The organism is Citrobacter sp. KTE30 (assembly GCF_000398825.1).
GTDB classification, from domain to species: domain Bacteria; phylum Pseudomonadota; class Gammaproteobacteria; order Enterobacterales; family Enterobacteriaceae; genus Citrobacter; species Citrobacter freundii.
Genome location: NZ_KB976055.1, coordinates 997,585 through 1,011,274, shown reverse-complemented (window position 1 = coordinate 1,011,274; position 13,690 = coordinate 997,585). Strand labels below are relative to the sequence as shown.

Annotated in this window: 11 protein-coding genes; 9 read left to right on the top strand and 2 right to left on the bottom strand. The window is 54.3% G+C overall.

What is annotated here, in order from left to right:
* The first annotated feature begins 9 nt into the window (after positions 1 to 9).
* From hutX to ybaK, 7 genes are all read left to right on the top strand, one after another.
* A complete protein-coding gene (gene hutX / locus WC1_RS18070; protein ID WP_003021812.1) occupies positions 10 to 504 on the top strand; it encodes a heme utilization cystosolic carrier protein HutX in 495 nt (164 codons plus the stop codon).
* Positions 504 to 1,127, top strand: coding sequence for an anaerobilin reductase (gene chuY / locus WC1_RS18075; protein WP_003021809.1), 624 nt, complete (start codon positions 504 to 506; stop codon positions 1,125 to 1,127). The genes hutX and chuY overlap by 1 nt, the downstream gene beginning before the upstream one ends.
* Positions 1,128 to 1,178: 51 nt before the next feature.
* Positions 1,179 to 2,171, top strand: a complete 993-nt coding sequence (locus tag WC1_RS18080; RefSeq protein WP_003021806.1) for a FecCD family ABC transporter permease — start codon at positions 1,179 to 1,181, stop codon at positions 2,169 to 2,171.
* Entirely contained in the window at positions 2,168 to 2,938 is a 771-nt protein-coding gene (locus WC1_RS18085; RefSeq protein ID WP_003835815.1) for a heme ABC transporter ATP-binding protein, read from the top strand. The genes WC1_RS18080 and WC1_RS18085 overlap by 4 nt, the downstream gene beginning before the upstream one ends.
* 146 nt (positions 2,939 to 3,084) lie before the next feature.
* Positions 3,085 to 5,586, top strand: coding sequence for a copper-exporting P-type ATPase CopA (copA, locus tag WC1_RS18090; RefSeq protein ID WP_016149721.1), 2,502 nt, complete (start codon positions 3,085 to 3,087; stop codon positions 5,584 to 5,586).
* 100 nt (positions 5,587 to 5,686) lie between these two features.
* Positions 5,687 to 6,481 (top strand): TraB/GumN family protein, encoded by a 795-nt coding sequence (locus WC1_RS18095; RefSeq protein ID WP_016149720.1) that lies wholly within the window; start codon positions 5,687 to 5,689, stop codon positions 6,479 to 6,481.
* A 201-nt stretch (positions 6,482 to 6,682) separates the two neighbouring features.
* Positions 6,683 to 7,162, top strand: a complete 480-nt coding sequence (ybaK, locus tag WC1_RS18100) for a Cys-tRNA(Pro)/Cys-tRNA(Cys) deacylase YbaK (RefSeq protein ID WP_003021794.1) — start codon at positions 6,683 to 6,685, stop codon at positions 7,160 to 7,162.
* A 107-nt stretch (positions 7,163 to 7,269) separates the two neighbouring features.
* On the opposite strand, the gene ushA is transcribed toward ybaK, so the two are convergent.
* Positions 7,270 to 8,922 (bottom strand): bifunctional UDP-sugar hydrolase/5'-nucleotidase UshA, encoded by a 1,653-nt coding sequence (gene ushA, locus WC1_RS18105; RefSeq protein ID WP_016149719.1) that lies wholly within the window; start codon positions 8,920 to 8,922, stop codon positions 7,270 to 7,272.
* A gap of 174 nt (positions 8,923 to 9,096) precedes the next feature.
* On the opposite strand from ushA, the gene fsr reads away from it, so the two are divergent.
* Together fsr and ybaL are read left to right on the top strand one after the other, a co-directional pair.
* Positions 9,097 to 10,317, top strand: a complete 1,221-nt coding sequence (fsr, locus tag WC1_RS18110) for a fosmidomycin MFS transporter (RefSeq protein WP_016149718.1) — start codon at positions 9,097 to 9,099, stop codon at positions 10,315 to 10,317.
* A 225-nt stretch (positions 10,318 to 10,542) separates the two neighbouring features.
* Positions 10,543 to 12,222 carry a YbaL family putative K(+) efflux transporter gene (gene ybaL / locus WC1_RS18115; protein ID WP_003835904.1) on the top strand — a complete coding sequence of 560 codons (1,680 nt, stop codon included), beginning with the start codon at positions 10,543 to 10,545 and terminating at the stop codon, positions 12,220 to 12,222.
* A 91-nt stretch (positions 12,223 to 12,313) separates the two neighbouring features.
* On the opposite strand, the gene gsk is transcribed toward ybaL, so the two are convergent.
* Complete coding sequence (gsk, locus tag WC1_RS18120; protein ID WP_003021781.1) at positions 12,314 to 13,618, bottom strand: inosine/guanosine kinase; 1,305 nt, start codon at positions 13,616 to 13,618, stop codon at positions 12,314 to 12,316.
* Between the last annotated feature and the right edge of the window lie 72 nt (positions 13,619 to 13,690).

The following is a 13,690-nucleotide window of genomic DNA, read 5'->3' as shown; positions in this document are numbered from 1 at the left end:
GAGTGAAGTATGAGCCATGTCTCTTTACAGGATTTTTTGAAAACTGAGCCGGACGGTACGCTGGAAGCTATCGCAGCCCAGTACAACACCACGCTGCTGGAGGTGGTGAAAAACCTCCCCTCCCCGACGCTGGTTTCCGGCGATCAATTTGATACCGTCTGGGAAACCGTCAGCGAATGGGGCAAAGTCACCACCCTGGTCCATACTGCTGATGTCATACTGGAATTCACGGGTGAATTACCTTCAGGATTCCACCGCCACGGTTACTTCAACCTGCGCGGCAAAAAAGGCATGACCGGTCATATCAAGGCAGAAAACTGCACACATATCGCCCTGATTGAACGCAAATTTATGGGCATGGACACCGCGTCCATTCTCTTCTTTAACCAGGCGGGTAGCGCTATGTTCAAAATTTTCCTCGGTCGGGATGAGCATCGTCAGCTACTGGCCGACCAGGTCAGCGCCTTTCACGCGCTGTCTTCATCCTTAAAGGAACATGCCTGATGGCTCCATGGCTCATTTTTGGTGCAGGTGGTAGCGGCGTCGGCGCGAAAACACTGGCACTCGCACTGGCGGAACAACGTCCGGTGATTGCCGTCGTTCGCAACGCGCAGGTCGCTGCCGGGTTGCAGGAAAAAGGTGTGCAGGTCTTCATTGGCGACGCCTGCGACAGCCAGGTCACCGCCTGTGCCTGTCGCGCAGCGGGTCAACATGCCACGGTGATCTCCTCCATGGGCGGTGCCCAGGATTATCTGGCGCACAGAACCGTCATTGATGAAGCAGAAAAAGCGGAGATCAAACGCATGATTCTGGTGACTTCGCTTGGCTGTGGCGACAGTTGGCCCTTTTTGTCCCCACGCGCCAGGGCGGCATTTGGTCAGGCGGTACGCGAAAAATCGTTGGCTGAAAGCTGGCTACAAACCAGTCAACTGGACTACGCCATTCTCCGCCCCGGCGGTTTGCTGAACGGTGCAGCCACAGGTCAGGCGCAACGGATACAGGCCGAGGAGTGCCATGGTTTTGTGATGCGTGCAGATGTTGCAAGGCACATTCACGAACTGGCTACAGCCCCGTCACTCAATAACCAGATTTACAGTTTGGTTGAGCCAGGACTGAAACCCGCGTAAACCCCTCGCGGCGCGGGAACTTCGCGCCGCAAAGACGTTATGGAGCGTTGCGTGCTTAAGGACTCGCTTTCTTCCGTCAGCATTCTGACGGGTCTTTCTCTGTTGTTGGTCGCTCTGATGCTCTTCGGAGCCAGCCAGGGGGCGCTGAACATTAGCTTCAGCGCGCTGTTCAACGACGAATACCGTGACATCTGGTTGAACATCCGTTTGCCCCGTGTGTTGCTGGCCGTTCTGGTAGGCGCAGCGCTGGCAACGGCAGGGGTTATAATGCAGGGGCTTTTTCGCAATCCGATGGCCGATCCTGGCCTGCTTGGTGTCAGTAGCGGCTCCGCGCTGATGGTCGGTATCGCGATAGTTATCCCCTTTTCGTTTCCCGTGGTGCTGGTGCTGTATGAGCAGATGATTTTTGCCGTCGCGGGCAGCATGGTGGTCTGCACGATTATTTTCCTGATAAGCCAGCGTCATAGCCACGGCGGAATGATGCAACTACTGTTAGCCGGTATCGCTATCAATGCTTTGTGCGGTTCGGCTATTGGCGTACTGAGCTATGTGGGCGATGAGCAACAGCTACGTCAACTTACGCTGTGGATGATGGGCAATCTCGGCCAGGCCCAGTGGCCAACGCTGCTGGTTGCCAGTACCTTTGTTCTTCCAGCCATTGCTGTCACCGTCTGTATGGCGGGCACGCTTAATTTGCTGCAATTGGGTGATGAAGAGGCGCATTACCTCGGCGTGAACGTCAAACGTAAGCGCCAGCAGTTACTGTTGCTCAGCTCGCTACTGGTTGGTGCTGCCGTTTCCGTCAGCGGCGTAATTGGTTTTATTGGCCTGGTGATCCCACATCTGATCAGAATGACTACCGGCGCCGATCATCGCTGGTTGATTCCCTGCTCTACGCTGGCGGGCGCCTGTCTACTCCTTATTGCCGATACGCTGGCCCGCACTCTGGTGCAGCCTGCCGAAATGCCCGTTGGTCTGTTAACCAGCCTGATCGGAGGACCGTATTTTCTGTGGTTAATACTGCGTAGCCGGAGGGTGTCATGATCGTTGCTGAAAATCTGGTTTACCACATTCAGGGCAGACGATTGACCGATGATGTTTCCCTGACGCTACCTGAAGGAGAGATTATCGCGATTCTGGGCCCGAATGGCGCCGGGAAATCAACGCTGCTCCGCCAGCTCACGGGTTATCTGCAACCTCACAGTGGGCGCTGTAGCTTATTCGGCAAGCCGCTGAACGAATGGTCAATCACCGAGCTGGCAAAAACCCGTGCCGTGATGCGCCAGAACAGTCATATGGCCTTCCCGTTTAGCGTGCAGGAGGTTATCCGCATGGGCAGGCATCCGTATCGCACGCGCAATACGGGCGATGAAACGGAACACATCATGACGTTGTGCGACTGCCAGGCGCTGGCCGCGCGCGATTACCGGCATCTGTCGGGAGGAGAACAACAGCGGGTACAGCTGGCACGTCTGCTGGTTCAGCTTTGGGAGCCCGAGCCTCGGCCCAAATGGTTATTTCTCGATGAACCTACCTCCGCCCTGGATATTCACCACCAGCAGCACCTTTTTCGTCTGCTGCGTCGCCTGGTGCGTGAACGGCAGTTTAGCGTCTGCTGCGTCCTGCACGATCTCAACCTCGCAGCGCGTTATGCCGACCGCGTGGTATTGATGGAACGCGGCAGGATTGTTGATAACGGGTATCCGCAGGATGTCCTGAAGCAACGGGCGCTGAACGCGCTGTATGGTGCCGATCTCACGGTCATAAATGAACCGGAGCATCGAACGCCGCTTATCGTTCTCAATCAATAACAGACCGGGAACGCTCTGAGGTGACGTTCCCGTTTTTTCCCCTTCGCCCCTTTTTTCATCTTTTCTAAAAACACCCTTGACCTTCCCCTTGCTGGAAGGTTTAACCTTTATCACAGTCAGTTAAACCTGCAATGAAGGAGTTGGTTATGTCTCAAACAATCGATCTAACCCTGGACGGTTTGTCCTGTGGTCACTGCGTAAAACGCGTTAAAGAAAGTCTGGAACAACGTCCGGATGTTGAGCAAGCGGATGTCTCCGTGACAGAGGCGCATGTTACCGGGAGCGCCAGCGCAGAAGCGCTGATTGAAACCATCAAACAAGCCGGTTACGGCGCGGAGTTAAGCCACCCAAAGGCTAAACCGCTGACGGAGTCATCAATCCCGTCGGAAGCACTGGCAGCGGTCCCTTCCGAGCTTCCGGCAGCTACGGCTGATGATGACAGCCAACAGTTGCTGTTAAACGGCATGAGCTGCGCCAGTTGTGTGACCCGTGTACAAAATGCATTGCAAAGCGTACCGGGTGTCACCCAGGCACGGGTAAACCTGGCGGAACGCACTGCGCTGGTAATGGGCAGTGCCTCCGCCGCAGATTTAGTGCAGGCGGTGGAAAAAGCAGGCTACGGCGCAGAAGCCATTGAAGATGATGCTAAGCGCCGCGAGCGTCAGCAAGAAACCGCCGTGGCAACCATGAAACGTTTTCGCTGGCAGGCAGCCGTCGCGCTGCTGCTGGGTATCCCTGTCATGGTATGGGGAATGATTGGCGACAACATGATGGTGAGCGATGACAACCGCAGCCTGTGGCTGACGATTGGTCTGGCAACGCTTGCGGTGATGGTTTTCGCGGGCGGTCACTTTTACCGCAATGCGTGGAAAAGCCTGATGAACGGCACCGCGACTATGGATACGTTGGTCGCGCTGGGTACAGGGGTGGCATGGCTCTATTCCATGAGCGTCAACCTCTGGCCGCAATGGTTCCCGATGGAAGCGCGACACCTCTATTATGAAGCCAGCGCCATGATTATTGGTCTGATTAACCTCGGACACATGCTGGAAGCGCGGGCTCGCCAGCGCTCGTCCAAAGCACTGGAAAAACTGCTTGATCTGACGCCACCGACCGCACGCGTCGTTACTGACGAAGGTGAAAAGAACGTGCCGCTGGCAGACGTTCAGGCGGGAATGTTGTTGCGCCTGACCACCGGCGACCGCGTGCCAGTCGATGGAGAAATTACGCAGGGCGAAGCCTGGCTGGATGAAGCGATGCTGACCGGTGAGCCGATTCCGCAACAAAAAGGTGAAGGCGATAGCGTCCACGCCGGTACGGTCGTACAGGACGGCAGTGTGCTGTTTCGCGCCAGCGCCGTTGGCAGCCACACCACGCTGTCACGCATTATCCGTATGGTGCGTCAAGCGCAAAGCAGCAAACCGGAAATTGGCAAACTGGCCGACCGTATCTCCTCGGTGTTCGTTCCGGTCGTGGTCGCCATTGCGCTGGTCAGTGCGGCTATCTGGTATTTCTTTGGACCAGCACCGCAGATTGTCTATACGCTGGTCATTGCCACCACCGTTCTGATTATCGCCTGCCCTTGTGCGTTGGGTCTGGCAACGCCGATGTCGATTATTTCCGGCGTGGGGCGTGCCGCTGAGTTTGGGGTACTGGTACGCGATGCCGATGCGCTGCAGCGCGCCAGCACGCTCGATACTCTCGTCTTTGATAAGACCGGGACGCTGACTGAAGGCAAACCGCAGGTTGTCGCCATCAAAACGTTTGGCAACACCGATGAAGCGTGGGCAATTCGTCTGGCTGCAGCCCTTGAACAGGGTTCCAGCCACCCGCTGGCAAGGGCGATTCTGGACAAAGCTGGCGATGTCTCGCTGCCGCAGGTCAACGGTTTCCGTACGCTGCGCGGGTTAGGCGTCAGTGGCGAGACCGAAGGTCATACGTTGCTGCTGGGAAATCAGGCTCTGCTCAATGAACAGCAGGTTGATACCACTGAAATGGAAGCTGAAATCACCGCTCAGGCTTCCCAGGGTTCAACTCCGGTCCTGTTGGCGATTGATGGTAAAGCGGCGGCGCTGTTAGCGGTTCGTGATCCACTGCGTAGCGACAGCGTGGCAGCGCTCCAGCGCCTGCACCGCGCCGGGTATCGTTTGGTGATGCTGACCGGCGACAACCCAACGACCGCCAACGCCATTGCCAAAGAGGCGGGTATTGACGAGGTGATTGCGGGTGTTCTGCCGGACGGTAAGGCCGAGGCGATCAAGCGTCTGCAGAGCCAGGGGCGTCAGGTCGCCATGGTCGGTGACGGTATCAACGATGCGCCTGCGCTGGCTCAGGCCGATGTAGGGATCGCCATGGGTGGCGGCAGCGATGTGGCGATTGAAACAGCCGCGATTACGCTGATGCGTCATAGCCTGATGGGCGTTGCGGATGCGCTGTCTATCTCCCGGGCAACGCTACGCAATATGAAGCAGAACCTGCTCGGCGCGTTTATCTACAACAGCATCGGCATCCCGGTTGCCGCTGGGATCCTGTGGCCGTTCACCGGCACGCTGCTCAACCCGGTAGTCGCCGGGGCGGCGATGGCGCTTTCTTCCATCACCGTGGTAAGCAACGCGAACCGACTGCTGCGCTTCAAACCTAAAGAGTAACCCTTTACCGGATGGCGCTATCAACTGCGCCATCCGGCAATTCACACATTGCGACTTTTCCGGCCACGCGCTAGCATGGTTCTCCACTTAGGGAGGTCGTATGGATTTGTTATACCGGGTAAAAGCATTATGGTCTGCACTGCGCGGCAACCACTATACCTGGCCTGCCATCGACATCTCTTTGCCCGGCAACCGCCATTTTCATCTGATTGGCAGCATTCACATGGGCAGCCGCGATATGGCGCCTCTGCCTGCCAAATTACTCAAAAAGCTCAAGCATGCCGATGCGCTGATTGTCGAAGCGGATGTTTCCGGTGACGACGCGCCGTTTGCCAACCTTCCGATCTTTGCTGCACTCGAAGAACGTCTCAGCCCGGAGCAGTTAGAAAACCTGCGTAAAGTCACCAACGAACTGGGCATTTCCCCATCCCTGTTATCTACTCAGCCGTTGTGGCAAATTGCCATGGTATTACAGGCAACGCAGGCACAGCAGCTAGGGCTGCGAGCGGAATACGGGATTGATTATCAACTGTTGAATGCGGCTAAACAGGCGCATAAACCGATAATCGAACTGGAAGGCGCATCCAGTCAAATCGAGCTGTTATGTCAGTTGCCTGATAACGGACTGGCCCTGTTGGACGATACTCTGACGCATTGGCATACCAATGCCAGACTGCTCCAGCAGATGATGGGCTGGTGGCTTGAAACGCCACCGCACAATAGCGAACTGACGCTTCCCAATACCTTTAGCCAGTCGTTGTATGACGTATTGATGCATCAACGCAACACAGCCTGGCGCGATCGGCTCAGAGCGATGCCTGCTGGTCACTACGTCGTGGCCGTTGGCGCGCTGCATTTATACGGAGAAGGAAATTTGCCGGAGATGTTACGGTAAAAAAAATGGCCAATATCTCTATTGGCCCGTCAAAGAGGAATTTCATCATTATTATGATCCCGGCGCTTAAAGCGTCGGTGTAGTTCGATTGTCGCTCAAAGTCATCATCCTGCCAATACTATTGCGCAAGATGGTACTATTTTTTAGACAGACATCAGGCGTATGCTTGAGTCGTATTTTGTCTGGGCCAGGAAAATTGCTATGACACCCGCCGTTAAATTACTCGAAAAAAACAAAATTTCTTTCCAGATCCACACCTACGATCACGATCCGTCCGAGACGAACTTTGGTGATGAAGTGGTGCGAAAGTTAGGTCTGAACGCGGACCAGGTTTACAAAACGCTGCTGGTTGCCGTGAATGGCGACATGAAGCATCTGGCGGTCGCCGTCACACCGGTAGCAGGTCAACTGGATCTCAAAAAGGTTGCCAAAGCATTGGGTGCCAAAAAGGTCGATATGGCCGATCCCATGGTCGCGCAACGCACTACCGGCTATCTGGTAGGCGGTATTAGCCCGCTGGGGCAGAAAAAAAGATTGCCGACGCTTATCGACGCGCCTGCTCAAACGTTTGACACCATTTATGTTTCCGGCGGCAAACGCGGGCTGGATATCGAACTGGCAGCGAGCGATCTGGCGAAAATTCTGGATGCGAAATTCGCCGATATCGCCCGCCGGGATTAAGCGGTTATAGAATGAATGCCTGATGGCGCGCAGCTTTAAGGCCTACAAATCGCACTGACCTGTAGGCCGGATAAGGTGCCAGCACCGCCATCCGGCACTCCGCCCTGTTACTGCCAGCTCACCTCACCCTTCGGCTCATACGCACTGGCATCCAGCGGTGAGTTCTTCTGTACGTACTCTTTCAGCACTTCCGCATCAATAAACCCGGTATTCACATAGCCTGGTTTGTTATCAATGCGCGGATAGCCATCACCGCCGGTGGCGTTGAAGCTCAGCGTTGCCATACGATAGGTTTTGGCTGGGTCAACAGGTTCGCCTTTGATTTTCAAATCGTTAAGTTTGCCGTCTTTCGCTACAAAGCTGACGTTGGCAAACTGCGGGTAGGCTCCGGAGTCCGGCTTCATTTGCGCCACCGCGGTCAGATAATCAATCACTTCTTTCCCGCTCATATCGGCGTACACCACGATGTTGCCAAACGGCTGTACCTTCAGCACGCTCTTATAGGTGATATCGCCGCCTTCGATGGAGTCACGGATACCGCCGCCGCTCATCACGCCAAAATCAGCGCTGGTTCGCGCCATTTGCGCAGCCAGCAGCAAGTGGCCCATATTGGTTTGCACGAAACGGACTTTGCTACGGTCGCCTTCGAGGCGCGCATTGACGCTACCGATTTTCACGTCGAGCTGCGCTTTACCTTTATTCTGGAACGGCGTCAGCAGCGAAAGCATTTGCTGATTTTCAACAATCTCCGGGGTGTAGAGTACGCGCTCACTTTTACCGTTGTCCCAGGTCACTTTTTTCTTCAGATTAACGGGTATGAGCTGGTAGTTAACCATTTTCATTTCGCCGTTACGGAACTCAAAGTCCGCCCGGCCCACGTATTTCCCCCACTCGTGTGCCTGTACAATCCAGATCCCATTTTGCTTATCTGGCGCACACGGCGTACCCGGTACGTAATCAACCTGCTTCTTATTTTCCGCAGCCATACACACCGGATCCTGCGAGTGGCCACCGACAATCATCGCCAGCGAACCTGCTGGCAGGCTGCGCGCCATTTCGACATCGCCAGGGGCGTTTGAGCCGTGGTTGCCGTTGTCATAATGTCCCATATGGGTGGTCGCGATAATGATGTCTGGCTTTTCACCCATATTCAGTTCCTGAATAACCAGTTTGGCTTCATCAGCAGGTTTACGGAATTCGATATCGGTAAAGAACTCGGGGTTGCCAATTTTCGCCGTATCGTCAGTGGTTAAACCAAGTACGGCAATTTTTAAATCCTGGCGCTTAAAGATGGCCCACGGTTTAAATAAACGCTCGCCGGAGCTTTTCTGATAAATGTTGGCCGAGAGAAACGGAAATTTGGACCATTTTTCCTGCTGGCGCAATACGCTAAGCGGATTATCAAACTCGTGGTTTCCGACCGCCATCGCGTCATAGCCAATCAGGTTCATCCCGCGAAAATCAGGTTCCGCATCCTGCAGATCGGACTCCGGTACGCCGGTATTAATATCACCACCAGAAAGCAGCAGTACGCTGCCCCCTTCCTCAGCCACCTCTTTACGAATACCGTCCACCAGCGTTTTTTGCGCCGCCAGTCCGTATTCCCCATATTCGCTACGCCAGAAGTGACCGTGATGATCGTTGGTATGCAGAATGGTAATTTTGTAGGTTTTATCTTTTTCGTACGCTTGCGCTGGCTGACCTGCCAGCGTAAATGCGGCTAATAACGCCAGCGCCACGCCCCGTTTTAAAAACTTCATATTTCTCTCCCTGAGCCAAAATCAACGACTGAAATTACAATGATATGAAATAATAGTCGAAAATGTTTTCAGAAATGAGACTTCCTTCAAACACCTTCCGCAGGTATGTTAGTCAGGTAATAATAACAAAATAGATTACCCTCATAATCGCAACCCAAACAGAAGTGACTTTCTATGGCAATAAGTGAACCAACCCAGCCTGTGGCTGGCGCGTCAGCGTCGGTTGCTAAAGCACGCACCTCATTTGGCATTTTAGGAGCGATCAGCCTCTCCCATTTGCTAAACGATATGATTCAGTCGCTGATCCTGGCGATTTATCCGCTATTGCAGTCAGAGTTCTCGCTGACGTTTATGCAGATCGGGATGATCACCCTAACCTTCCAGCTAGCTTCTTCGCTGCTGCAACCGGTGGTGGGTTACTGGACGGACAAATACCCGATGCCGTGGTCGCTGCCCATAGGAATGTGCTTCACGCTGAGCGGGCTTGTTTTGCTGGCCATGGCCGGCAGCTTCCATATGGTGCTGCTCGCCGCGGCGCTGGTTGGCACCGGCTCTTCGGTATTCCACCCGGAATCGTCCCGCGTGGCGCGTATGGCCTCCGGTGGTCGCCACGGCCTTGCACAGTCGATTTTCCAGGTTGGCGGCAACTTCGGCAGCTCACTGGGACCGTTGCTGGCGGCTGTCATCATTGCGCCATATGGTAAGGGTAATGTGGCCTGGTTTGTGCTGGCCGCGCTATTAGCGATTGTCGTCCTGGCGCAAATCAGCCGTTGGTATGCCGCGCAGCATCGGATGAGTAAAGGAAAGCCGAAGGTCGCTATAGTTAATCCGTTGCCGCGTAATAAAGTGGTGCTGGCTGTAAGCATCCTGCTGATACTGATTTTCTCCAAATACTTCTATATGGCAAGCATCAGCAGCTATTACACCTTTTATCTGATGCAAAAATTCGGATTATCGGTACAAAACGCCCAGTTTCACCTGTTTGCCTTCCTGTTTGCCGTCGCGGCCGGGACGGTGATTGGCGGACCATTAGGCGATAAAATTGGCAGAAAATATGTTATTTGGGGGTCTATCCTCGGCGTTGCGCCATTTACCCTCGTTTTACCCTACGCAACGCTGGAATGGACCGGGATTTTAACCGTGATCATTGGTTTTATCCTCGCATCGGCGTTTTCTGCCATTCTGGTTTACGCACAGGAGTTGCTTCCTGGGCGTATCGGCATGGTTTCTGGGTTATTTTTCGGTTTTGCCTTCGGCATGGGTGGCTTGGGAGCCGCGGTGTTAGGGCTGATTGCCGACCATACCAGTATCGATTTGGTCTACAAAATATGTGCTTTCCTGCCACTTCTGGGGATACTGACCATATTCTTACCTGATAACCGACATAAAGCCTGATTTTCTGACGGCCAAAGGTAAACTTTGGTCGTCATCACTTACAGTGACCATCAGCGTTTGCCTCAAACATCCCCTCGTAGTTTTCCGATCCGTGCTTTTTTTCCTTTAAAATCCTGTTTTCTTCAAAATTCAATAATTATTCATAAACATAAACATTAAAATTGTCATAAACTATTACTCGCAGTTTGGGTTTTTAGGATCATCACAGCAACCAAAGGAGACGGAATGCATCACGCCACCCCGCTTATCACCACCATTGTCGGCGGCCTTGTACTCGCTTTTATATTAGGCATGATTGCCAATAAACTACGTATTTCTCCTCTGGTGGGATATCTGTTAGCGGGCGTTCTGGCCGGTCCATTTACACCTGGTTTTGTTGCTGATACTAAGCTCGCGCCTGAACTGGCCGAGCTTGGCGTTATTCTGCTGATGTTCGGCGTCGGGCTGCACTTTTCCCTGAAGGATTTGATGGCGGTAAAGTCAATCGCCATTCCCGGCGCGATTGCCCAGATAGCAGTGGCAACGCTGCTGGGTATGGCGCTTTCAGCTGTATTAGGCTGGTCGCTGATGGTGGGGATCGTGTTTGGTCTGTGTCTTTCAACCGCCAGCACCGTGGTGCTACTGCGTGCGCTTGAAGAACGACAGCTCATTGACAGCCAGCGCGGGCAAATTGCCATTGGCTGGCTGATTGTCGAAGATCTGATGATGGTACTGACGCTGGTTCTCCTGCCAGCCGTCGCCGGAATGTTGGAAAAAGAAGATGTCGGCTTCGCTTCGCTGGCTGTCGATATGGGCATTACCATCGGTAAGGTGGTGGCGTTTATCGCGATTATGATGCTGGTGGGTCGTCGCCTGGTACCGTGGATTATGGCCCGCAGCGCCGCAACCGGTTCACGCGAACTGTTTACCCTCTCAGTCCTCGCCCTCGCCTTAGGTATCGCCTTCGGCGCAGTAGAGCTGTTCGATGTCTCCTTTGCACTGGGCGCGTTCTTCGCCGGTATGGTGCTGAATGAATCTGAGCTGAGCCACCGTGCGGCGCATGACACCCTGCCGCTGCGCGATGCGTTCGCCGTGCTGTTCTTCGTTTCCGTCGGAATGCTGTTCGATCCGTTAGTCCTGATCCAGCAGCCGTTGGCAGTACTGGGCACGCTGGCGATTATCATCTTTGGTAAATCCCTTGCCGCCTATTTCCTGGTGCGCATGTTTGGTCACTCTCAACGCACGGCGCTCACCATTGCCACCAGTCTGGCGCAAATTGGTGAATTTGCCTTTATCCTGGCGGGTCTGGGAATGGCGTTAAACCTGCTGCCGCAGGCCGGACAGAATCTGGTGCTGGCAGGGGCAATCCTGTCCATAATGCTCAACCCGGTGCTGTTCGCGGTGTTAGAAAAATATCTCGCCAAAACAGAAACGCTGGAAGAGCAGACTCTGGAAGAGGCTATCGAAGAAGAGAAGCAAATTCCGGTGGATATCTGCAATCACGCCCTGCTGGTTGGCTTTGGTCGCGTCGGCAGCCTGCTGGGTGAGAAATTGATGGCTGCCGGGATCCCGCTGGTGGTTATCGAAACCTCACGTACCCGGGTGGATGAACTGCGCGAGCGTGGGATCCGCGCGGTGCTGGGAAATGCCGCTAACGAAGAGATCATGAATCTGGCGCATCTGGATTGCGCACGCTGGCTGTTGCTAACCATTCCGAATGGCTATGAAGCGGGTGAAATTGTCGCTTCCGCTCGTGAGAAGTGCCCGTCGATTGAGATTATCGCCCGCGCACATTATGACGATGAGGTGGAATATATTACTGAGCGCGGAGCCAATCAGGTCGTCATGGGCGAGCGTGAAATCGCCCGTACCATGCTGGAGCTAATTGAAACGCCGCCTGCCGGTGAAGTTGCTACCGCCAGTTAATGTTACGTGCCGGATGGCGGCGTAAAACGCCTTATCCGGCCTGCTATTGCTACGCGTAGGCCCGATAAGCGTAGCGCCATCGGGCAAGAACTCAGCGATCCCAGTACGACTCTTCGAGACTGTCTTCACGTTCCGGCAAACCGCGCGTCAGGCGCGGTGAATGCTGGTTCAGCACCTGGTAACTCACGCGGTTAGCATATTTACACACCTGGGCTAGCGACGAATAGGTCAGCCAGGTGAACTTGTGCTTGCTGGAGTTAGGCACGTTACTGCGGTGATAGCTGTTGGCAGTAATATCATGCAGCAATGCCGCCAGCGCGCCGTCGCCAGCACCGTTGGTATTCATTATCTTTTCTGGCCCGCCCATATACGGTGCAATGTGCGAATACACACGCAGCGGATTGGTACAGTCTTTATGGCGCATGGCGCGGCTGAATTCGTACTGATTGAATTCGGCAATCGCTCCAGGCAGCAGCGGATGCTGGGTTTTACGTTTGACTTCTTCTTCCGTAAAGCCCGCCATATACAGACCCGCCGGACCCGCAGTGCACAGCACCAGATCCACCCAGTCCAGCGCCTTGTCAGACGCCAGCAGCGGATCGTTCTCGCCGGTCAGCGCTTCAGCCTCTTCTTCATTCATCGCCAGAATAGAGACATGCTCTTTGAGGAATGCCTGCCACCATTGCGGGTTATCGGCAATGACGAATTTGGTGCCCAGCGTCAGTACCACCGGCACATTGTGTTTTTTAGCGTATTCAATCGCCTTCATGGTCGCTTCCGGCATCGGCTCGCCCGGCTCGCAGCGCACCAGATAGGACGTCAGCACCAACGCGGACGCTCCGGCAATCACCGACTCAGGGATGCTATCCGCCCGTAGCTTATTCATATGCCCAGGGCTGATTGCGAAGGTACGCTCTCCGGATTCACCAATCAGCGTAAAGCAACGACCAATCGGTCCATTAACGCCTTGTAGGTAGTTCAGATCGGTACGGCTGGAGGTATTGCATAAATAGCGGTACGCATAGCTGCCAATCTCGATATTGCTGCACATCACGCCCAGCAGCACCGAGCGGTCATCCGCCAGCACGGAGTAGTTGTGCATCGTGTTACCGATCGTACCGCCCGCAAACTGATGGGTGATCAAATTTTCACGCACCAGTTCCTGATAGAGCGCTTCTGCGACATCATCGGCGATCACCAGAGAATGCCCGGCGCTTAATCCATAACGTTTTACAAAGTCATCATCCACTTTGGCTTCAATATCCACCAGCGTCTGGTCGATGCCCACCACCCAGGCTGCGCTGGTTTCATTTTCTGGCTGAATTTGTTGCAACAACGGATCGCGCGCGCTGACGGGAAAATAGTGTTTGGATTTACGTTTACCGGGAAATTTCATGGTCGATTTTACGGGTGGTTAACTGAGCGATGCATGGTAGCACATTCCCTGCTGCGCATGCGATGCGACGCT